Source organism: Thermoflavimicrobium dichotomicum (assembly GCF_900114055.1).
In the GTDB taxonomy this organism is placed as follows: domain Bacteria; phylum Bacillota; class Bacilli; order Thermoactinomycetales; family Thermoactinomycetaceae; genus Thermoflavimicrobium; species Thermoflavimicrobium dichotomicum.
The window spans coordinates 449,201-469,697 of record NZ_FORR01000001.1 but is presented as its reverse complement, the minus strand read 5'-3'; the positions used below and the strand labels follow the sequence as shown (position 1 = coordinate 469,697).

Below are 20,497 nucleotides of genomic sequence, written 5' to 3'. Positions count from 1 at the left end.
AGCGGTCCCGGGCAGTCACTCCTTCAATCCGGGTTCCGCCGTCTCCTCCGATGTCGCAGCCACTTGCTCCGACACGGACGAGAGCGCCTTGCTCAAATTGTTGAACATCTTTTCCGTAATCTTCTTGGCTTCATTGTCAATCAATCGGCCGCCCAGGCTGGCAACTGGCCCACTGATTGCGGCATCACAGCGCCAATCCAGTTTCGTTCCGCCGTTTTCCGTATCACTGAGCGTCAGTTTCGCCTTCATATCAACGCCACTGCCCATGCCTCCACCACGAATGGAGAGCTCAGCAGACACTTCCGGCTCGGTCACAGTCAATTCAGTCGACAATTTGAACTTGCCCCGAACGGGTCCGACACCGACGCGGACAACCGCATGAAAGCGGGTCTCGCTCTCTACATCCAGCTTCAAAAGATCCGGAATACACGGCCCTACCCGCTCTGGATCCGTAATGAACGCCCACACGGACGAACGTGGCAAATCGATAACAAAGTCTCCTTGATACGTACGCATCTGTAATCCCTCCCTACCGGAAACGGCTTGACACACCCTCCCCTTTTTAGTGGGGTGTCAAGTACGCTTCCGGGTTGTGTTGAAATTTTCGCATACAATGAGGACAGCAAAAACCATACATCGTTCCTTCATGCATTGTACGGTAAGGCGTGCTGTCTAGATCAACAAGCATTCCGCAAACCGGGTCAACACCCGTCCCCAACTTCTGTGCCGTGGACGCAGTCACGGTCTCCTCGGCAGTCGCCTCCTTCAATACCGTACCTGATGGCGGATGGTAGCGAACTTCCGCCTGCCGGCGCCGCCGCTCGATCATTTGTGCAAAGATACTGACTGCGATCTCCTGAGGTCCAACGGCTCCAATATCGTGGCCGGCCGGAGCAGTGACGAAATCGCAAAACTCTGCCGAAACTCCTGCGCTAAACAACTCCTCCCGCAGAGAGCCCCAGCGTTTCGGACTGATGACCAGTCCAGCGTAAGCCAACGGGCACTCCCGAAGTGCCAGCAGGCTTTCACTGTCGTACATTCCCATTGTCGCCACCACTGCGTACATGCCGGGCTCACACATCTTCAACACGTCCCGTTTTAAGAGTTCTGCCGGATCGCCGTCATTTACCTTCATTTCTTCCAACGCCAGCCGACGAGGAAACCAACCAAACCTTGGGGCCAGCTCCTCCAGCGCCAGGGCGATGGGAGATTCACCGATTATGAGCAGGAGCGGATCCGGAATCTTGGGTTCGATGAACAGTTCCACCTCGCCCTCTGACTGGCAGGTCATCGGTAAAACCGTCACCCCCTCGACCTCTTCAGCGGTCTGACGTGTGGTAATGAGCAACAATTGGCTCTGACCCGTTTCCAAACACTGCCGAGCTTGCTCTATCACCAATCTTCGAGTACAGTGACCTCCGACGAAACCAATCATCCGGCCATCAGGAGCGACAACAGCCTTGTCTCCCACGGTGGCCGAACTGGGTCTGACCCGACGAACCACGGTCACCACGACATAAGGTTCCCGGCGCTCTTCCAACAAACGAACCTCGTCCCTTATCGTGTTCATTCGCGTGATCCGGCAGAGGAAAATCTCCGCCGGAACCACCTCCTTACCCATCTTTTTCTGTGAACTCCGCGCTTGCCTGTACCGGATCACCCTCCTAACCAACACCGATTGATGCAGGAAAACATCCCGGAGGGCGTCCGCTCCTAACACGCGGTTCTGTTGGGAGAATCCCTTTCTTCAGCGCCGTCCTCCCTCTTTTTAACCGTCACTCGGTCACTCCGTGCTCGCGCAGGATCTGCCATACCTTCCATGGAAAAATAGGCATGTCAATGTGTTCGACTCCCAGCGGTGCCAGAGCGTCCACTACAGCATTGACAAACGCCGCTGGCGAACCGACGTTTGGCGACTCGCCTACCCCCTTAGCCCCGATCGGATGATGCGGTGAGGGCGTCACGGTCCGGTCGGTTTCCCAGTGTGGGGTGTCTAGCGCGGTCGGAACCAAGTAATCCATCCAGTTCGGCGCCAGGCAGTTTCCTTCATCATCGAAGGGGATGTCCTGCATGAACGCAATCGCAAAGCCTTCCGTCAATCCGCCGTGCACCTGTCCATCGACGATCATCGGGTTGATCACGGTTCCGCAATCGTCAACAGCGAGAAAACGGCGAACTTTGACCGCACCCGTTCCTTTGTCGATGTCAACGACCGCGATGTATGCTCCATGAGGGAAGGTGAGGTTTGGAGGATCATAATAGTACGTGGCTTCCAGTCCAGGTTCCATGCCTTCCGGCAAATTGGTGTACGCCGCAAATGCGACATCTTTCATTGTCACGCTCTTGCCTGGGAGTCCTTTGGCTGAAAATGACACGCCATCCCAAACCACGTCTTCCTCTCCCACTTCCAGCAGATGTGCCGCGATTTTCTTTGCCTTGTCGCGGATCCGTCGAGCGCAGAGTGCTGCGGCACCACCGGCAGTCGGGGTAGAGCGGCTGGCATAGGTTCCCAGTCCGTACGGAGCGTTGTCGGTATCCCCTTCCTCGATCAAGACATCGTCCGTACTCAGACCCAACTCCTCAGCAATGATTTGGGCAAACGTTGTCTCATGCCCCTGCCCCTGGTGACGAACCCCCAAACGGGCGATTACCTTGCCTGTCGGATGGATGCGAATTTGCGCACTGTCAAACATTTTGATACCCATGATGTCAAAGGTGTGGCTCGGTCCTGCACCGACAACCTCGGTAAAGGTGGAAATACCAATGCCCATGAACTCCCCACGGGCCCGCTTTTCTGCCTGTTCCTTGCGCAACTCTTCGTAGCCGATTTTCTCCAGTGCCAGAGCCAGGGTTTTTTCATAGTCGCCACTGTCGTAGGTCCAACCCGTCGGCGACTTGTACGGGAACTGTTCCTTACGGATGAAGTTGCGCTTGCGTAACTCGGCTGGATCAACGCCCACACGGCGAGCAAGCACATCCATTACACGCTCGATCAAATACGCAGCCTCTGTCACGCGGAACGAACAGCGGTAGGCTACTCCTCCAGGTGCCTTGTTCGTATACACGCCATCGACCTCGACCAATGCCTCCTTGAAGTCGTAGGAACCGGTTACAATGCTGAACAGACCTGCCGGGAACTTGGACGGATCAGCCGCAGCGTCAAAGGCCCCATGATCAGCAATCGTCTTCACCCGCAGCGCCAACACCCGACCGTCTTCCTCGGCAGCGATCTCGCAGGTCATGTGATAATCGCGTGCAAAGCCGGTACTGGTAATATTTTCGGTGCGGGTTTCGATCCACTTGACCGGTTTGCCCAGCTTGAGCGAGGCCACAACGGCAGCAACATATCCCGGATAAATCGGAACCTTGTTACCGAATCCTCCTCCAACATCCGGTGAAATCACGCGAATCTGATGCTCCGGCAGGCCGCTGACCATTGCCAGGACTGTGCGATGCGCATGCGGAGCCTGGGACGTCACATACCACGTCAGTTTTCCGGTTGACGGATTGTAGTCGGCGATACAGCCGCACGGTTCGAGCGGAGCTGGATGAACACGTTGGAATCGCACATCTTTCTTGACCACTACTGGCGCATTCCGGAACAGCTCTTCCGTGGCCTCCCGATCGCCCGCTTCCCAGTGGAAAACGTGGTTGGACTTCTTCTCCCTGTCTTCACGCAAAATCGGGGCATCCGGTTCAAGCGCCTTGAATGGGTCGACGACGACAGGAAGCGGTTCATACTCGATATCGATCAGTTGTGCGGCATCTACTGCCTGTTCGCGTGTCTCGGCGATAACCGCAGCCACCTCCTGGTACTGATACAGCACCTTCCCGGTCGCCAGTACCATTTGTTGGTCGTTGGCCATGGTCGGAATCCAGGCCAAGTTCATGGCCTCCAGATCTTCACCGGTGATCACCAGTTTGACTCCTGGCGCCTGCAGTGCCGCCGACGTATCAATGCTCTTGATTCGTGCATGAGCGTACGGGCTGCGAACCAAATACATGTACAACATGCCTGGCAACATGATATCGTCGACATAACGACCCTTTCCACGAATGAAACGCGGGTCTTCCTTACGTCCAACGCATTTTCCCAATGGGCGCAACTCAGTCTGATGAAGAGCCACTGGTCGACACCTCCTTGGCAGAGTCTCCAGATTCTTCGGCCGCATCAGCCAATTTATTCGCAGCCGATTGGATGGCTTTCACGATATTCACATATCCCGTACAACGGCAGATGTTTCCAGAAATTCCTCTCCGGATCTCCTCTTCCGATGGATTTGGATTGTCTTGCAACAGAGCGTAACCGGACATCAGCATGCCAGGGGTACAATAACCGCACTGTAGACCATGCTCCTCCCAAAACGCCGTTTGCAACGGATGCAACTGGCCATCCTGCTCCAGACCTTCCACAGTCATCACATCACGTCCGTTGGCTTGAACAGCCAACACCGTACACGATTTGACCGCCTTTCCGTCAAGCAGTACCGTACAGGCACCGCAGGTGGTCGTGTCGCATCCAATATGGGTACCGGTAAGCCCCAAGTCCTCCCGCAAGTAATAGGCCAGCAACTTCCGCGGCTCCACATCAGATTCGTATGACTGCCCGTTGACGCGAACCCGGATCTTCATCGCAGTACCACCTCTCCCTGCAATTCTTTTGCGATATCAGACAATCCCCGTTTGGCAAACACGCGCAGGACATCCCGTTTGTACTCCGCACTGCCGCGCAGATCATCCGCCGGTTCAGCATCTTCCGGGACCAAGCGGGAGGCAGCTTCAATCGTCTCTGGGGTCAGCTTCTTGCCCAACAAGTACTCTTCCGCCCGCTTCCCACGCAGCGGAATCGGACCGCACGCACAAATGCCAAACCCTGCTTCAGCCACGGTTCCATCGGATGCCAGTGAAACATGGACTGCCAGTCCGGCAATCGCGAAGTCGCCAGCTTTCCGTTCAATCTTCAGATATCGTCCGCCAACCCGGCCCACCGGCGTCGGAACAAGTACTGCCGTGACGATCTCGGTCTCCTCAAGCGCCGGAGTGAATGTGTCCACGAAAAAGTCGTCAATAGGAACCTGCCGTTTCCCTTCAGGCCCAGCCACCTCGACCTGGGCATGCAACGCCAACATGGCTGCTCCCCAGTCGGAGCCAGGATCAGCGTGCGCCAACGACCCGCAGACTGTACCCAGGTTGCGCACAAGAGGATCAGCAATCCATACAGCGGTCTCAGCCAACAGCGGATACTGTTCCCGCAATTCCTCCGAATGCTCCAGATCCGCGTGCCGGGTCAGAGCTCCGATCCGAAGGTAACCGCTTTCATTTCGCCAACCTTTTAGTTCATCAATGTTGTTGATGTCGATCAGGATCGATGGTGCAGCCACGCGCAATTTCATCATCGGCAACAGACTTTGTCCACCTGCGACCACTTTCGCGTCGTAGCCGTGCTGCTTCAACAGTTCGATAGCCTCCATCAGTGTCTTTGGGGCTATGTACTCAAATGAGTTCGGAAACAACGCGGAACCTCCTTTGCATTTTAACTTGCGTTTTGCATCAATCAGACTTCCGCGACAATCGGATTGCCTAAGCCCTGGCGGATACCCCGATACCTTGCCATGTGGGCAAAGTCCAGTCGCAATGATATACAGCAACTTGGATGACCCAGCCCGTACTACCGCCAAAGGGTCTTCCGCGGCTAAACGTCAAACAGGAAGATCAGGTGATCTCCCTTGGACTCGACTCATAGAAAGCGCTTACTCGTTCTTTTTGCCTACATCCCATATCCTGACTGCCAATCATCCCTATCTCCATCCAAACACTGGAGAATCAACCACACCCCCTACGCATAAGGAATTTTTCCTATAATGTATAATATCACGAATAAATACCAAGATCAATTAGTTTATCCTATTTGTAATTATAGAAAAACAAAGTAAAAAAATCATTGGTTAACACTACAGTTTTAGTTAAATCGAAAGCCGACATCCAAAAATTTCACATACCTCAGTGAAGGTTGCATTCCTTTCCCTTTACCATGTTCATGATGTTAAAGCAGAAAATGCCTTAAAAACCAATTCATTTACATCTTCTCAACAACTGGTAAATGATCCATGAAGCCATGACTTGCTCCATCAATAATTTCCAATTTCGAATCCTTATGCCAGATTTCGGGAATTCCTAAAGGTTCCCCTTTCTATGATTTTTCCTCCTATTCTTTTTTCAACATCATATTTTTATTATATTAAATCATTCGATAATTCAAAGCGAAAGAGAAGTCTCAACGCTTGCCAATATTCCAGAACACATTGGATCAGCTTTTCTTTCCAATGAATTCCCTCCACTTTTTCCATCCTTTTCTTGGATTCGCTCCATTATCAATTGATTTTATCATTATTTTTGGGTTATTGTATAAATAGGTTTTTCAAAAATTTAATACAATACTGTCTAGCACTGAAAACTCCGATTGATATTTCCTAATCAAACGATTACTCTTTATGTACGAATCATGCACGAAAAAAGCCCCTCTTCTGGTCCAATCATGCTATCGAGGGAATACATACGAACCCATTTCAATGAATAACATCGTGCCAAGCGTTGACAGTCTTGACAGTCTCCAGCATTGCGGCACTGAAAATCCATAACATGTGAAAAGCAATCGACCTCACGTTTTTGGCAAAAAAATCCGGAAGCGAAAGCGGCCATTTTTGTTTTGACGGGCAGAAAGGAGGCAGTTAACCGTCTCTGGAAATATACTCAAATATAGATAAATATGGAAATTCCCCTTAATTATTTTAAATTTGAGAGGAGGGAAACTGGATGCAAATAAAAGTGGGCATTGTCACGATCAGTGATGGTTCTGCCAGAGGTGTACGGGAGGATACCAGCGGGGCCCTGCTTAAAAAATTGTGCGCAAAATGGGATATCGTCGCACATCGAGTCATCCCTGACGAGCGGGAACTCATCGAAGAAACTCTCACCACACTGGCCGACGAAGTGGGATGCAACCTGATTCTGACTACAGGCGGAACCGGTTTTGGTCCTCGTGACGTCACACCAGAAGCGACGAAAGCTGTCATCGACAAAGAGGCGCCCGGGCTATGTGAAGCGATGCGGGCTGCCACATGGAAATATACAAAATACGCCATCTTGTCCCGAGCAGTTGCAGGCATCCGCAATCAAACACTGATCATCAACCTTCCGGGCAGTCCCAAAGGAGTGGAAGAATGTTTTAGGGTCATTGAGGATGTCCTGCCGCATGCTTTGGCTCTCATCGCCGGAGATACCCGTCACTGAACTGTCATCACCGCGATCATGGCTGAAGTTGAGATCGCCCGCACCACGTTATGACGCAAACGGAAAAAACCCGGACCCCCATGTTTGAATCAGATGACAAACCGCAATGAAAAACCCCGCCCAATAGCGGCGGGTTTTTCTACTGTGCTAGGAAGATTTAGGGTTTCGGAACAGGTCGACCTAGCCATTGTTCATAAAACGCATCAATGTCAGGCTCGTAATCGTGAATAACCGGATACCATGGAGTAACGGCTTCTACCTCCAGCTGTGTGCCGCAACCCGGACAGTAGTATTCGCGGATGACTTGCCATTGCGGATCGGGTGCCAGAAGTTTGGGATACAGTTCCGCCATCTTTTGTTCATCATCGCGTACGTACACAAGGGCATTTAGCTTCCAATTCTGCCGGTAATCGCCGAACTCGTGTCCGCAATCGCACTTGATTACACGAGAGCCGTCTTTTTTCAGCACCACGTACAAGTGCTCGCCGTATGGGAGCAAAATCTTGTCGTCCCACGGCACCCGCTCCTGCAGAATGCTCACGTAGGTGTCAAACCGGCCAGGATCCTTAAAGGACGACAGCATCTCCTTCAGCTTCGGGAATCCGATAGTCCCGTCGACCAACTCTTCGATTGTCCGACGGTCATATTCCTGTGCCATATACGTCTCCCCCCCATCAAATGCTTTCAGTAAGTTTCAACTTGGACCCGAATGTAGGAACTTCCAACTCCTCTTCCGTTACCACCCAGCTTTCCGGCAAGTTCCAGAAAGTGCGGAATTCATTTAAGAACTTTTCGCTCAAGGAAAAGCTGGAGGCGTACATATGCTGAACTTGCACAGCAGCTTCCTTGCGCAGAATGCGCTCACGTTCTTTCTTCATCCACTCACGCGTTGGCTTGCCTCGCTTGAGTCGCTCCTGACGGATTTGCTTGCGTCGTTCCTCCGTCTTCTTCGGATCAACGTGATAGCGCCCTTTTTCATCGCGGGTGAACACGGCCCCGTACACTTTTTCAGCGTACTCAGGCAAGAGGTAGCCACCATTGAGATCCGCTTCGATATGCTCAGGCTTGCGCTCCAGCGGATCGCCGAAACCAGGACCTCCACGCAGGTAATTGAGGTACAGGTCGTAGTTTTCGAAAATGGCTTCCGTGGTGATGGCCTGCTTGTCGCGCTTGATCTCTTTCGACTCGAGAACTTTTTCGTATTGTGGATCGTCTGGATTGGGATCTCCGCCTTGTGGGAACGGTAACCGTTTTTCGAAGCGCTCCTTCAGGTCGGTTCCGTGCGCTTCGAAGCGGTATCCTGCAGCCGCTGGATAGCCGCCCATCAGTCCGCAGTCGCTCGACATGTAACCATTTCCCATAAAGAACATTGTCCAGTCCTTGGCGTTCCACACCATGCGTAGGGTTTCGTAGCCACAGCCGCCGCGGTACTTTCCATACCCGCCGGTATTAGGTTTGATCGACCGGCCAAGATATAGCAGTGGCTCAGCCAGCTCCCAGATTTCCATGTCTCCCATGTCACCTTCGGGATTCCAGATCGCGGCCGCATGATCAAGACCGTCTCGCACAGCCGAAGCACCAGTTCCCTCAGCGGCAGCCTCAAAACTGTTCACGGCATGGATGGTGTCGTACTGGTTAAACCCTCCACCCTGCAACCAGTTGCTCGTATTTGCGTTGCCGGCATTCACTTCTTCCAAATAGCCACGGCTGAAGTAAGCCCGGCTCAGGCCACGCCACAAGGGGCTCCAAGCGGAAACGAGGAAATGCCATGCATAACTGTGAGCCGTGCGGATGTCGTCGGGCTTCATCCAGCCTCCCTCAGGGAGCACAAATTGGGTGGCATAGACCGCACCATCGTTCACGCGGTCGTTCGGGATCAGTGTTTGTGTCATCATGACCCAAATACCGCTGGTGAACGCGATGGGTTGTGCGTTGTAGCTGTGCCAACCCCAACGGCTCGCACCATCGAAACTCAGCTCCCAGCTGCCGTCGGGATTAATGGTAATTTCTGAAGGCGCGTGCATGATCGTGTCAACCTTGGCATAAGGCGGGACATCCACATCGGGATGGCGATACGGGACATCAACAAACGCCACTTGCCGATATTTTCCAGGGACTGTCATCGCTTTCAGGCGGTTGATGAGTCCACGCCGCCCTTCTTCGATGAGCTCGCGAATAAATTGCTTATACGCGTCAATCCCTTCCTCTTCGATGATGCTCAGAACCAGGTCACGGATCATGTGGCAACCGGCCACGCGTGTCCGCTCGTCGAGCAGCCAGTACTTCGTCGTCCGAATCGATCGCTGGCTTTCGACCAGCCAATCGCGCAACAGTTCGTCATTACGACCGATCTTGCGACAAGCTATCTGGTAACCATCATCGTAGCGCGTCACTGGTCCGACGCACATGCTTCCGGGAGCTGTGGCACCGGTGTCGATGACGTGTGTGACCCCACCGACCCAACCAACGACTTCCCCTTCCCAGAAAATCGGGACAATGGTATGGACGTCACAGGGGTGAACATTACCAACCTGACAGTCGTTGTTGCAGAAGATATCCCCTGGTTCAATTCCTGGATTTTCCTCATAATCATTTTCAATCATAAACTTAATCGCCGAGCCCATCGTTCCAACGTGAATAATGATACCCGTTGACGTGACTACCGAATCTCCTTCCGGAGTATAAAGGGTGAAGCATAATTCTCCTTCTTGTTCGACAATGGGGGAAGCAGCCACGCGCTTGGCTGTCTCCCGGGCGTGTACAACACCGCCGCGCAACTTGGCGAAAATTTTCTCAAAACGGATCGGCTCCGATTCTTTGAACGGTAGTTTCTCCAAACCTGCGTAATAACCAGTTTCCTTCGTCAACTCATCGATTTCGCGGCGCATCTCTTTCAATGTCTTGCCGTTCCATCCGATGGTTTTCGTCTGTTTCGCAGCCAAATCGCTCTCACGAATCGCCATGGAACAATCCCTCCTTACAAAGGTTAACGGGATACTTCCCGCAGATGGAAAATGCGGTGCGAATCGAGAACGGTTTCAAATCCAAAGGGCACTACAAACGTGGTCGCTGGTGACTCAATGATCGCGAAGCTCTTGATACGGTTGCCTGCCTTGAGGGCTTCCATCTCCCAGATGTCAGCCTCGATCCACTCGCCGGCCCAGTATACCCGCCGTTTGCCGAGATAGGCCTCTTTCGGTGGCTCTTCTCCAGCCAGCTCCTCTTCTGGGATCTTGGGCTTCGGTATGTCGACGACGCCACGTACGATGGCACCCGTAATGGTGTACCCGAGTTCTGGCGAACGGGCCGCTTTGGCATACACCCGACCGTAAGTTTCTTCGAATGCGTTCACAAGCGCGTCCCAGTGGTCTACCGTTTCCACATGCATCAGAGGTGACTCGATTTCCAGGTCGTTGAGCTGGCCTTGGTACTGCATGCGGAAAAACAGCCGGAAGCGGACATCATCGCGTGAAAAGCCGTTCTTAACAAACTCTTCTGTCACTTTTTCCTGCAGTTCGCTCCATGCCCTTTGCAGTACACTAGCGGCTTCGGTCTTCTGATTTTCTGCCGCTCCGTCGGGGACGTTGATGTCCAAGGTCATATCGTACCGGTATTCAAAATCAGCTGCCCCGCAACCGAACGCAGAAAATCCAGCCGCCCACGCGGGCACCAAGACATCCTCAAAGCCCAGCCCTTTTACGTAACCGGCGGTGTGCAGCGGTCCTCCGCCACCGTAGGAGAAGCAAACAAATTGTGTGGGGGAATAGCCCTTACCGGTGATCATCGACTCCAGGTAGTTACGCAACTGCGACTCGAGCAGCTCGATAACACCATAGGATGCCTCTTCCACCGACAACCCGAGCGGTTCGGCTAGTTGGGTTTTGACAGCCTCGTATGCGCGCTCCCGCTCCAGCTTCACTTGCCCACCGAGGAAGTTGTCGGGGTTGATGAGACCTAGCACCACGTGGCAGTCGGACACGGTGATCGTGTCGATACCTCCGTTCGGATTGCAAACACCCACCCGGTATCCGGCGCTGTCAGGTCCTAGAACGATCGACTTCGTGTAGGGATCGACACGGACAAAGCTACCGGTACCTGCTCCAATGGAGTCCATTGACACCAGCGGCAGCGACAATACCAAACGAGCCATATCCGGACTGGTGTTGATAGTGAAGTCCCCTTGAGTGATCAGTGCAACGTCAAAACTGGTTCCCCCAATGTCCGAACAAGCAATGTTGGAGATACCCAGATGCTCGCCCAAATACTTGGCACCGACAACTCCACCGATCGGGCCGGACACCAATGTGCGGGCCAACTCGTTGGCGCGAAAGCTAATGGTTCCCCCGTGGCTCGCCATGACGCGGATGTCGAACTTTGCCCCTTTCTCGCTGAGCCTCTGGTTGACCTTCTCGAGAGTATGGCGCGAAGGGTCTGCCGCGTACGCCTCCAGAATGGTCGTGTTCGTCCGATGGGACTCTTTGCGCACCGGATAGTAATCCACTGATGCGAACACCGGGATATCCTTTCCCATCTTTTGGATCGTCTCGCGGGCGATGTCGCGCACGCGCCGCTCATGAACCGGATTTTTGTACGAATGCAACAGACTGATGACGATGGCCTCAACCCCTTCTTCGACCAATTCCCGCACAGCAGGCTCGACTTCGTGTTCATAAAGCGGAATGACAACGTTTCCAAACATGTCGACCCGTTCTGTCACGCCACGAGTCCACTCACGGGGCACCAGCGGCGGATCATAATGATGTGTGTTAAGGTGTAGTCGGTCCGAATATGAGTATCCGAGGTGCGACTGCACAGCACGTCCCATCCGGTGAAAGTCCTCCATGCCCTTGTTAACGATCAACCCGACCCTACGCCCTTTGCGGGACACAAGGCGGTTAAGCATTGCGGTGCCGGAATAAACCCCGGTCAGCATCTGCGGAAACGCCTCTTCTCCTGTCATGCCCCAATACAGAAGGGCATCCTCAGCAGAATTCAAGAGGCCGACCGACTCGTCTTCCGGAGTCGTCTGCGCCTTTCCGACGACAAACTCTCCACGGTCGTCAATGATAAACGTGTCAGTCATCGTTCCGCCAGCATCAATGGCAAGAATTTGCGGTTTGTGCTGGGACACAGACCATCACTCCCCTCCAAATTCATTAATAGATTTGAATATTAACTCTTTTTCGAATAGAAGGCATCCATCCCTATAACTTAAGCAAACCACATGCCAACGTTTACTTTCTGCGAACGCATCCATCCCGCGAAACCGAAGGCCTGTACACAACACGCGTTGCGTAATAGGTATCCCTCCGGCATGATCCGATTTGTGCTTTAAAAGCAAGTCATATTTCGCAACCCTGTGACATCATCACCAAAAGTTTGATTCAACATGGGGAAATGGGTTTTTCATGGTTGTATTTTTTTCGCTACACACTCCTTCCGTTCGTGTAATTATCTTATTATATAACAGATTCTGTTTTCAGTTATTATATTAGCACAGTCTATTTTATAAAACAATCCCCTTTATTCAAAATATTTCTTTATTCATAATAAGTAGATTCATTGCCTTATTTAGAGTAATCAGACCTGGATCTTTATGGATGTTTTGCCAGATCGTTTATATCATCCGGAGATAGTTTCATTTTCTATGAATATAGGAACCATCGCATTCTTTTAGATCCTTTCAATGGTTCGCTATGGAACCCTGACAAAAGCAGTGTCATCCGACCGACCATTTTATCCCCATTTTTTCATTGACTTCAAATTCCCATGGTCGATGGAAAACCATGGTGAGCTGGTTTTTGGCTGTTAATCCAGAGCGGGGTTAACGAGCGGAGTGCTGTTGATCTTTAGGCCGATCATCTGGCTTACATTGTCAACACTGTTTTTTTGGAGCACACTTCATTGCATCAAGTCAAGCCATGGCTCCGAATCTTATTTGGAATCATCCTCACCCACGGCGTTTTCAGTTGACAGGACATAATATTATAAATATTGAAAATATAAATGGCGTTATTTGACCTGCCATCATACTCTTGTAACTTTGTTACTTCAACATATGTAGGATTATGAAATAACAATGGCACGAGAGTAAAGTATACATTTAGGCTTATATATGCTGAAAAATATTCAATGAGTTATATAATAAAAATAAATACGATTATATTTAAAGAGGAGGATTCGCTTGTACCAGGAGCATGAGCAGAAACAGAAAACAAAGAGGAATTTCTATAATGTTATATACGTCCTAATTGAAAGCATTCTTTGTTTTGCTTATGCCTATGCATTTATCAACATTCAATCCTATCATTGGTATAAATGCGATATTGGCATTAATTACAATGCAAACTTATTAACATTATTATTTTTGGTAGGTCCTGTTTTTGTTGTTGGTGCCATAATAGCGACGAATATAATAAGGTCTCAAGGAAAGAAAAAGCTGGGGAAAGAAGGCTTTCAACTTTTTTTATTTGTTCTTTCGTGTCAATTCATTCTGTTTATTCTAGTGAGTTTCATACCTGTATTAGATACTTTTAGTTGTGTCCCACCATCCATGTTAAAAGGATAAATATTATCAGTAGATTAATTTTTATCACAGAATGTCTTAAGGTAGAGTAAACCCCTTATTTCTCGTCAAACGACTTCTTAGCGTAGGTTTCTTACAAAAAGCTGGTGATCCCCCTTTTAGCATAATGACGGAATTAAATGTAACCCCCGACATTGGAAAATTCACACGAAACTTTTTAACGGATAGTTATCGGATTTGCCCCAGGGTTATTTCTCCTGTCGGCAATCTAATGGTACCAGGCGCCTGGTAAGACTACCCCTGGGAGTTAATTGAGAACCTTATCAACCGAAGCAATAACGAATAAATCGCGTTAATCCATATTTAACGATGTGCTTGTAATAGCCGTGAATGGTTCACGGGCGCATCCCTTCGGCTTTTTTCGCTGTTACAAACAGTTCTAGTCCTTCTTTAAAGTCAATTCAGCGGAAAAATTAGCGGCAGGAGATACCGCTTCACGTTCTTGAATGCGGCTTTTACCTTTACGCTCTTTTATCAGTGTTTTACGTGGGGTTTCATACATAATAAAAAGCGTCCACCTTTCCGTCTGTAAAGACAGAAAGGTAGACGCTTCACACGCAACCGGTTAATCACCGGTTCCCTACCTTTAAAATAACGCTTATAACGCTCAAAACAGTTGGCGGAGAGGGTGGGATTCGAACCCACGGTAGCCTCTCGACTACGGCGGTTTTCAAGACCGCTGCCTTAAACCACTCGGCCACCTCTCCATAAAAAATAGGAATACATTAACACATTATACCTGTTTTGATCGATTTGTCAATAGCTTATCAAACGATAACGTTTTTGGCATGATGATTTCCATTCATCATCTAAAAAATGCACCCTGGCCTGTCAAAGAAATGGTACGGATCAGGGTGCATTTTTTGTTGATTATTTGCCAATATGTGTGATTCCACCCATATAAGGTTGTAACACCTTTGGAATTAACACGGTACCGTCCTCTTGCTGATAGTTTTCTAAAATGGCAGCAATGGTCCGATCAACAGCCAAACCTGATCCGTTCAAAGTATGAACAAATTCCGGTTTCGCTTTTGGATGACGCCGGAAGCGGATATTTGCCCTGCGCGCCTGGAAATCTTCACAATTGCTGCAGGAAGAAATCTCACGGTAAGTACCCGAGCTTGGTAACCATACTTCAATATCATAGGTCTTGGTAGCAGTAAAACCTAAATCTCCTGTACAGAGTTCGATCACACGATAAGGAAGTTCAAGGAGTTGGAGTACCTTTTCAGCATTGGCCAACATGCTTTCCAGTTCATCATACGAGTTTTCCGGATGAACAACCTTTACCAGCTCCACTTTATGGAATTGATGCAAACGAATGATTCCACGGGTATCTCTTCCTGCAGACCCTGCTTCTGACCGGAAACAGGGGCTATAACCTGTCACATATTTCGGCAGATCTTCATTGCTCAAAATTTCTTCCCGGAAATAGTTCACAAGTGGAACTTCTGTTGTAGGAATCAAGTAAGACTCTTCTTCTCCAATCTTATAAGCATCCTCAGCGAATTTGGGCAGTTGCCCGGTCCCTAGCATGCTATCCTGATGAACAATAAAGGGTGTAACGATTTCAGTATAGCCGTGTTCTTTCGTATGGAGATCCAGCATAAAACTGATCAAAGCCCGTTCCAGCCGTGCACCCATTCCTTGATAATATACATACCGCGAACCAGCGACTTTCGCTGCCCGTTCAAAATCCAAAATGTTCAACGCTTGCCCAATTTCCCAATGGGGCTTGATCTCAAAAGCTGGATCTGGCACTTCACCCCAATAACGAACAACTACATTTTCTTCTTCCGAAGCACCAACCGGAACGGTCTCATGCGGAATATTGGGCAGGGTAAGCAAAATATCGTTGATTTTTTCTTCCAATTGCCGAACCTGCTCATCGAGCTGCTTAATTTCTTCTCCAACCTGGCGCATTTCCAAAATTTTTGCTTCTGCATCCTGTTTGGCTTTTTTCAACTGGGCTATTTCCCGGGAAACAACATTGCGTCGATTTTTCAATTCTTCCGCTTTTTGAATCACTTCACGTCTTTGTTGATCATATTCCAAAAACAAGTCGAGATGACTGAGATCTTCACCACGGGTTGCCAATCTTTTCTTGACTTCTTCCAGCTGATCTCGGAGCAGTTTTACATTCAGCATAACAAGACCCCCTTTGAAATAAAATAAAACCTTCCTCCACAAAGGGACGGAAGGTTCCGCGGTGCCACCCTTATTGATCAGCTTTAGCACTGATCCTCTCAAGCGAGATAACGGTTCGCTGCCGAAAACGCTTAAAGCTTTGCCACTTTTTCACGTTTCGCTCTGAGGTGGATTCACCACTTGATTTGGACGATTTCCACCCACCATCGCCTCTCTGGTACAAACCAAAGCGGTTACTAGCCTCTTCTTCACGTTTAACCTATCCAAGATTCAGCGTACAATTTTAATTATTATTATACTCCAACTGACTGTTTTTTATCCAGCGATTCTCGTACCATTTTCACAAAATATTGATGAACGCGAACATCATCAGTTAGCTCAGGGTGGAATGAAGCCGCAAGCAAAGTGTCCTGTTTTGCTGCTACGATATTTCCATCAACTTCAGATAAAATCTCAACTTCCGGTCCGACACTGGCAATATAGGGAGCACGGATAAACACAGCGCGAAAATCCTCGGCAACTCCTTTTATGAACAGATCCGCCTCAAAACTGTCCACTTGACGGCCAAAGGCATTGCGTTTGACAGTGATATCCATCAAACCCAAATGCGGTTCCTCTTGACCTTCGATTTTTTTGGCCAATAAAATCATTCCTGCACAAGTTCCAAAAATTGGTTTTCCCTGTTGATGCATTTCGACAATGGGATCAACCAGATCATATTTTCGCATCAGTTTTCCCATTGTAGTGGATTCTCCACCCGGGAGCACCAGACCATCCAAATCAGCCAGTTGCTCCGCTCTTTTCACGGCAATCGCCTGAGCGCCTACTTTCTCCAATAAAGACACATGTTCCCTTACTGCTCCTTGCAGAGCGAGTACCCCGATTTTCATCTTCGTTCCCCCTTACCATCCTCGCTCTTGCATCCGTTCGGCTGGACGAATCTGGGAGATTTCGATCCCTGTCATCGGTGTACCCAAATCCTTCGATAATTTGGCAATCAAGTCAAAATCCTCATAGTGGGTGGTTGCTTCTACGATCGCCCGTGCATATTTCTCCGGGTTTTCCGATTTAAAGATTCCGGATCCGACAAATACACCATCTGCTCCCAAATGCATCATCAGTGCTGCATCAGCCGGAGTGGCAATACCACCTGCAGCGAAGTTCACCACTGGGAGCTTGCCTGTTTCATGTACCTGAAGCAGCAGTTCAAAAGGTGCCCCCAGTTCTTTGGCTTCGGTCATCAATTCGTCTCGAGACATGTTTTGGACCTTGCGAATTTGGCTTTGCATGGTCCGCATATGCCGAACAGCTTCGACTACGTTTCCGGTACCTGGTTCCCCTTTGGTTCGGATCATCGACGCCCCTTCCCCAATGCGGCGCAATGCTTCACCCAAATTACGCGCTCCACAAACAAATGGTACGGTAAACTGGGTTTTATCGATATGGAACATTTCATCAGCTGGTGTTAATACTTCACTTTCGTCTATATAGTCTACTCCAATCGCTTCCAGAATTCTCGCTTCCACAAAATGCCCAATACGTGCTTTAGCCATCACTGGAATCGAAACGGCATTCATCACTTCTTCAACAATACGTGGATCAGCCATCCGCGCTACTCCACCGGCTGCACGAATATCAGCCGGAACGCGTTCCAAGGCCATAACCGCTACTGCACCGGCAGCTTCAGCGATCTTTGCCTGTTCAGCGTTCACCACATCCATAATGACGCCGCCTTTTTGCATCTCAGCCATTCCACGTTTGACACGATTTGTACCCGTTTGTCGCATAAATCCTTCCTCCTTCTGGTTTTCAATCCGATTGTAAACCGATAAAATGGGGGTATAGCAAGTATCATTGATCAAATCACCAGAATCCGTTTCTCCATGTCGTTACTTCTTTCGCCTTGAGGATTACTGGAGAAACGGATTCTTCCTTATCCTGTGAATCCAATTATTACTTTTCACCATACAACCGATAAGCTGCATGTAGTGTAGGACCTACATATTGGTTAAGTGGGAAAGAGTGGCGAATGGCTTCCGTAATAAACGCTTTTGCCGTATAAACCGCTTCTTTCACTGATTTTCCTTTCGCCAACTCCGCCGTGATCGCCGCAGCATAAGTACAACCAGCTCCATGTGTATAAGAGGTATCAATCCGATCCGACTCCAGAAGCTCAAAAGTTTCACCGTCATATAAAAGATCGACAGCTTTTTCGTGTTTTAGTTTTCCTCCACCTTTAATCAATACATACTTGGCACCCAGTTCATGAATTTTGGCAGCAGCTTCTTTCATGTCATCAATGGTTTGAATAGGGCCGCGTTTGCTTAATTGAGCCGCTTCAAACAAATTGGGGGTAGTTACCATTGCCTTAGGAACCAGAATCTCCCGTAATCCAATAAGTGTATCAGGATTTAACACTTCATCGGTTCCTTTGCAGACCAAAACAGGGTCAATGACAATACGTTCCACTTCATATTTCTCCAGTGTCTCTGCAACGAGTTCGATCAGTTCAAGCGTTCCCAACATTCCTGTCTTTAAAGCATGGACGCCTACACCTTCCAAAATGGTCTTTAACTGTGCCTTCACAGTGTCCAGCTCAACAGGAAACACCTGATGGTTCCAGTTGTTATCGGGGTCCATCGCTACAATGGTGGTAATCGCTGTCATTCCATATACGCCACGTTCTTGAAACGTCTTCAAGTCTGCCTGTAATCCAGCACCACCGCTACTATCCGAACCTGCAATCGTTAATGCTTTATAAACCGTCATATTCTCCCTCCTGCTATTGAACCATCACTGTTACTATGTGTTTTTTCTCATCTATTCGGCGATTATTGGATGAATTTATTCTTTAACTAACCTTTTTTATTGTTTTCAATTTTGATTCTATGTACACTTAAATATAACAGTCAATAACATATTGTAACACTTAGGGGCGAATTGCATGAAAATCGAACTGAATCGTCAATCACAGATACCGCTTGCTCAGCAAATATTCCAGGCATTTGCCGATCGTATTTTATCCGGTTATTTTCCCAGTGGGTCACGTCTGCCATCTGTACGGAAATTGGCCAGAACACTGCAGGTCAGTCCTGTAACAGTCATACAAGCTTTTGATTTGCTGGAAAAACAGCAGTTGATCGAACGGATTCAAGGAAAAGGAACTTTTGTTACCAACCGGAGTTTCGGAGAAAAAGAAGAGGAATCGAAAGAAGAAAAAACACTATTGCAAATTCCGGATTATTTACATCGCACTCAGCAAATGTACTATAATCAAACACCTGCCAGGATTAATTTTTCCAGCCCGATTGTTCATCCAGATCTTTTGCCAACCAACATTTTGGCTGAGAGTATTCAGCAGCTTGTGCAACGGGAACCGGAAATTTTGGCTCAATATGGGGAAATCCAAGGAGATATTGAACTGCGCCAGGCTCTCGCTACCTATTTGGTAGGAGAAGAAATTAAAGTATCACCCCAGGACATCCTGGTCACCAATGGCTCGCAACAAGGGATTGATTTGGTCGCGCGATGCTTTTTGGGACCTGGTGATATTGTCGTCACCGAGCAACCCACTTATCCGGCTGCGATCGATATTTTCCGTAGCCGAGGTGCCACTGTTATCTCTGTCCCCATGGATGAAGAAGGTATGCGAATGGACAAACTGACTGCTTTATTTGATACCTACAACCCGAAATTGATTTATACCATACCTACCTTTCAAAATCCTACGGGTTATATCTTGAGTCAAAAGCGCCGAAGAGAGCTGATTGAATTGGCTTATCACATGAACTGTTTAATTCTGGAAGACGACCCTTGGAGCGAAATCTATTTTGATGAGTCCCCACCCTTGCACATCAAAGCCATGGATCATTACGGGAACGTTATTTATCTGAAAGGATTGAGCAAGATTCTTTCTCCAGGTTGCCGAATCGGGTTTCTGGTCGCTTCGGAAGGGATTTTGAACCGTTTAATTGCCGCCAAAACCAATGCGGACATGGGGAATCCTTTACTGAATCAAAAGGTGATTCTACCTATCTTCCAAACAAAACTCATTAATCGTTTGTTAAAAGAATTAAGAGAAACACTCAAGCAAAAAAGAAATATGACCATTCATCTACTAAATAAACATGCCCCTTCGGGCGTCTCATGGATTCTACCCAAAGGCGGATTTAATATTTGGATTACGCTCCCTAAAGGAACAAATTCCATTGATCTTTTAAGTTTCATGAAACAGAAGGAAATCAGCTTTTTACCTGGCTCCGCTTGTTACCCAAGTGAAATTGAATGGAATCATCTTCGCCTCAGCTTTTCCAATGTAAGTGAAAATGAGCTCTCCTATGGAATCAAGGAAATGTGCCTGGTCATTCGAGAGTACTTACATGCCTTACACCAACAACGAGGGCAAACCCCTTTATTCTAGCTCATGTACCTTCAGCGAATTGTTAACCTTTCTCTTGGATGGTGTTTGCTCCC

At 49.0% G+C, this 20,497-nt stretch carries 15 protein-coding genes, 1 tRNA gene and 1 other annotated feature; of the genes, 2 read left to right on the top strand and 14 right to left on the bottom strand.

Translation table 11 applies throughout. The features are described from left to right. Positions 1-15 precede the first annotated feature (15 nt). The 5 genes from BMZ78_RS02180 to BMZ78_RS02160 all read right to left on the bottom strand — a co-directional run bounded on the left by BMZ78_RS02180 (position 16) and on the right by BMZ78_RS02160 (position 5,513). On the bottom strand, positions 16-516 hold the full coding sequence (locus BMZ78_RS02180) for an SRPBCC family protein (RefSeq protein WP_093227570.1): 501 nt from the start codon (positions 514-516) through the stop codon (positions 16-18). 46 nt (positions 517-562) lie between these two features. After that, positions 563-1,621 carry an XdhC family protein gene (locus BMZ78_RS02175; protein ID WP_245739696.1) on the bottom strand — a complete coding sequence of 353 codons (1,059 nt, stop codon included), beginning with the start codon at positions 1,619-1,621 and terminating at the stop codon, positions 563-565. Positions 1,622-1,775: 154 nt separating this feature from the next. Beyond that, complete coding sequence (locus BMZ78_RS02170; RefSeq protein ID WP_217644980.1) at positions 1,776-4,127, bottom strand: aerobic carbon-monoxide dehydrogenase large subunit; 2,352 nt, start codon at positions 4,125-4,127, stop codon at positions 1,776-1,778. Next, entirely contained in the window at positions 4,108-4,632 is a 525-nt protein-coding gene (locus BMZ78_RS02165; RefSeq protein WP_093227566.1) for a (2Fe-2S)-binding protein, read from the bottom strand. Before BMZ78_RS02165 ends, BMZ78_RS02170 begins: the two co-directional genes overlap by 20 nt. Continuing rightward, the gene (locus BMZ78_RS02160) at positions 4,629-5,513 is read right to left on the bottom strand and encodes an FAD binding domain-containing protein (RefSeq protein ID WP_093227564.1); all 885 of its coding nucleotides are present in this window, start codon (positions 5,511-5,513) and stop codon (positions 4,629-4,631) included. Before BMZ78_RS02160 ends, BMZ78_RS02165 begins: the two co-directional genes overlap by 4 nt. Positions 5,514-6,813: 1,300 nt before the next feature. Between BMZ78_RS02160 and mog the strand changes: the two genes are divergently transcribed. Next, positions 6,814-7,290, top strand: coding sequence for a molybdopterin adenylyltransferase (gene mog, locus BMZ78_RS02155; RefSeq protein ID WP_093227562.1), 477 nt, complete (start codon positions 6,814-6,816; stop codon positions 7,288-7,290). Between the two features lie 157 nt (positions 7,291-7,447). On the opposite strand, the gene BMZ78_RS02150 is transcribed toward mog, so the two are convergent. The 9 genes from BMZ78_RS02150 to pdxK all read right to left on the bottom strand — a co-directional run bounded on the left by BMZ78_RS02150 (position 7,448) and on the right by pdxK (position 18,793). Then, positions 7,448-7,948, bottom strand: coding sequence for an acetone carboxylase subunit gamma (locus BMZ78_RS02150; RefSeq protein ID WP_093227560.1), 501 nt, complete (start codon positions 7,946-7,948; stop codon positions 7,448-7,450). 16 nt (positions 7,949-7,964) lie between these two features. Continuing rightward, entirely contained in the window at positions 7,965-10,253 is a 2,289-nt protein-coding gene (locus BMZ78_RS02145) for a hydantoinase B/oxoprolinase family protein (RefSeq protein WP_093227558.1), read from the bottom strand. 23 nt (positions 10,254-10,276) lie between these two features. Continuing rightward, complete coding sequence (locus BMZ78_RS02140; RefSeq protein WP_093227556.1) at positions 10,277-12,421, bottom strand: hydantoinase/oxoprolinase family protein; 2,145 nt, start codon at positions 12,419-12,421, stop codon at positions 10,277-10,279. 1,834 nt (positions 12,422-14,255) lie between these two features. Further along, positions 14,256-14,378, bottom strand: a complete 123-nt coding sequence (locus BMZ78_RS19315; protein ID WP_281244519.1) for a hypothetical protein — start codon at positions 14,376-14,378, stop codon at positions 14,256-14,258. Positions 14,379-14,493: 115 nt separating this feature from the next. Then, positions 14,494-14,583: transfer RNA gene (locus BMZ78_RS02130), tRNA-Ser, on the bottom strand. 163 nt (positions 14,584-14,746) lie between these two features. After that, positions 14,747-16,024, bottom strand: a complete 1,278-nt coding sequence (gene serS, locus BMZ78_RS02125) for a serine--tRNA ligase (RefSeq protein WP_093227552.1) — start codon at positions 16,022-16,024, stop codon at positions 14,747-14,749. A 39-nt stretch (positions 16,025-16,063) separates the two neighbouring features. Continuing rightward, positions 16,064-16,282 (bottom strand) — a binding site (T-box leader). Between the two features lie 35 nt (positions 16,283-16,317). Next, positions 16,318-16,914: a pyridoxal 5'-phosphate synthase glutaminase subunit PdxT gene (gene pdxT, locus BMZ78_RS02120; protein WP_093227550.1), complete on the bottom strand. Its 597-nt coding sequence runs from the start codon at positions 16,912-16,914 to the stop codon at positions 16,318-16,320. Positions 16,915-16,926: 12 nt separating this feature from the next. Further along, positions 16,927-17,811 carry a pyridoxal 5'-phosphate synthase lyase subunit PdxS gene (gene pdxS / locus BMZ78_RS02115; RefSeq protein WP_093227548.1) on the bottom strand — a complete coding sequence of 295 codons (885 nt, stop codon included), beginning with the start codon at positions 17,809-17,811 and terminating at the stop codon, positions 16,927-16,929. Positions 17,812-17,977: 166 nt separating this feature from the next. Next, positions 17,978-18,793, bottom strand: coding sequence for a pyridoxine/pyridoxal/pyridoxamine kinase (pdxK, locus tag BMZ78_RS02110; RefSeq protein ID WP_093227546.1), 816 nt, complete (start codon positions 18,791-18,793; stop codon positions 17,978-17,980). Between the two features lie 175 nt (positions 18,794-18,968). On the opposite strand from pdxK, the gene pdxR reads away from it, so the two are divergent. Further along, a complete protein-coding gene (gene pdxR, locus BMZ78_RS02105) occupies positions 18,969-20,444 on the top strand; it encodes a MocR-like pyridoxine biosynthesis transcription factor PdxR (protein WP_093227544.1) in 1,476 nt (491 codons plus the stop codon). The last annotated feature ends 53 nt before the right edge of the window (positions 20,445-20,497 follow it).

What these genes read in the sequence shown, in the direction of transcription:
- BMZ78_RS02180 (WP_093227570.1), bottom strand. Translation starts at nt 516, where the DNA reads ATGCGTACGTATCAAGGAGACTTTGTTATCGATTTGCCACGTTCGTCC.
- BMZ78_RS02175 (WP_245739696.1), bottom strand. Translation starts at nt 1,621, where the DNA reads ATGGGTAAGGAGGTGGTTCCGGCGGAGATTTTCCTCTGCCGGATCACG.
- BMZ78_RS02165 (WP_093227566.1), bottom strand. Translation starts at nt 4,632, where the DNA reads ATGAAGATCCGGGTTCGCGTCAACGGGCAGTCATACGAATCTGATGTG.
- mog (WP_093227562.1), top strand. Translation starts at nt 6,814, where the DNA reads ATGCAAATAAAAGTGGGCATTGTCACGATCAGTGATGGTTCTGCCAGA.
- BMZ78_RS02150 (WP_093227560.1), bottom strand. Translation starts at nt 7,948, where the DNA reads ATGGCACAGGAATATGACCGTCGGACAATCGAAGAGTTGGTCGACGGG.
- BMZ78_RS02145 (WP_093227558.1), bottom strand. Translation starts at nt 10,253, where the DNA reads ATGGCGATTCGTGAGAGCGATTTGGCTGCGAAACAGACGAAAACCATC.
- BMZ78_RS19315 (WP_281244519.1), bottom strand. Translation starts at nt 14,378, where the DNA reads ATGTATGAAACCCCACGTAAAACACTGATAAAAGAGCGTAAAGGTAAA.
- serS (WP_093227552.1), bottom strand. Translation starts at nt 16,024, where the DNA reads ATGCTGAATGTAAAACTGCTCCGAGATCAGCTGGAAGAAGTCAAGAAA.
- pdxT (WP_093227550.1), bottom strand. Translation starts at nt 16,914, where the DNA reads ATGAAAATCGGGGTACTCGCTCTGCAAGGAGCAGTAAGGGAACATGTG.
- pdxS (WP_093227548.1), bottom strand. Translation starts at nt 17,811, where the DNA reads ATGCGACAAACGGGTACAAATCGTGTCAAACGTGGAATGGCTGAGATG.
- pdxK (WP_093227546.1), bottom strand. Translation starts at nt 18,793, where the DNA reads ATGACGGTTTATAAAGCATTAACGATTGCAGGTTCGGATAGTAGCGGT.
- pdxR (WP_093227544.1), top strand. Translation starts at nt 18,969, where the DNA reads ATGAAAATCGAACTGAATCGTCAATCACAGATACCGCTTGCTCAGCAA.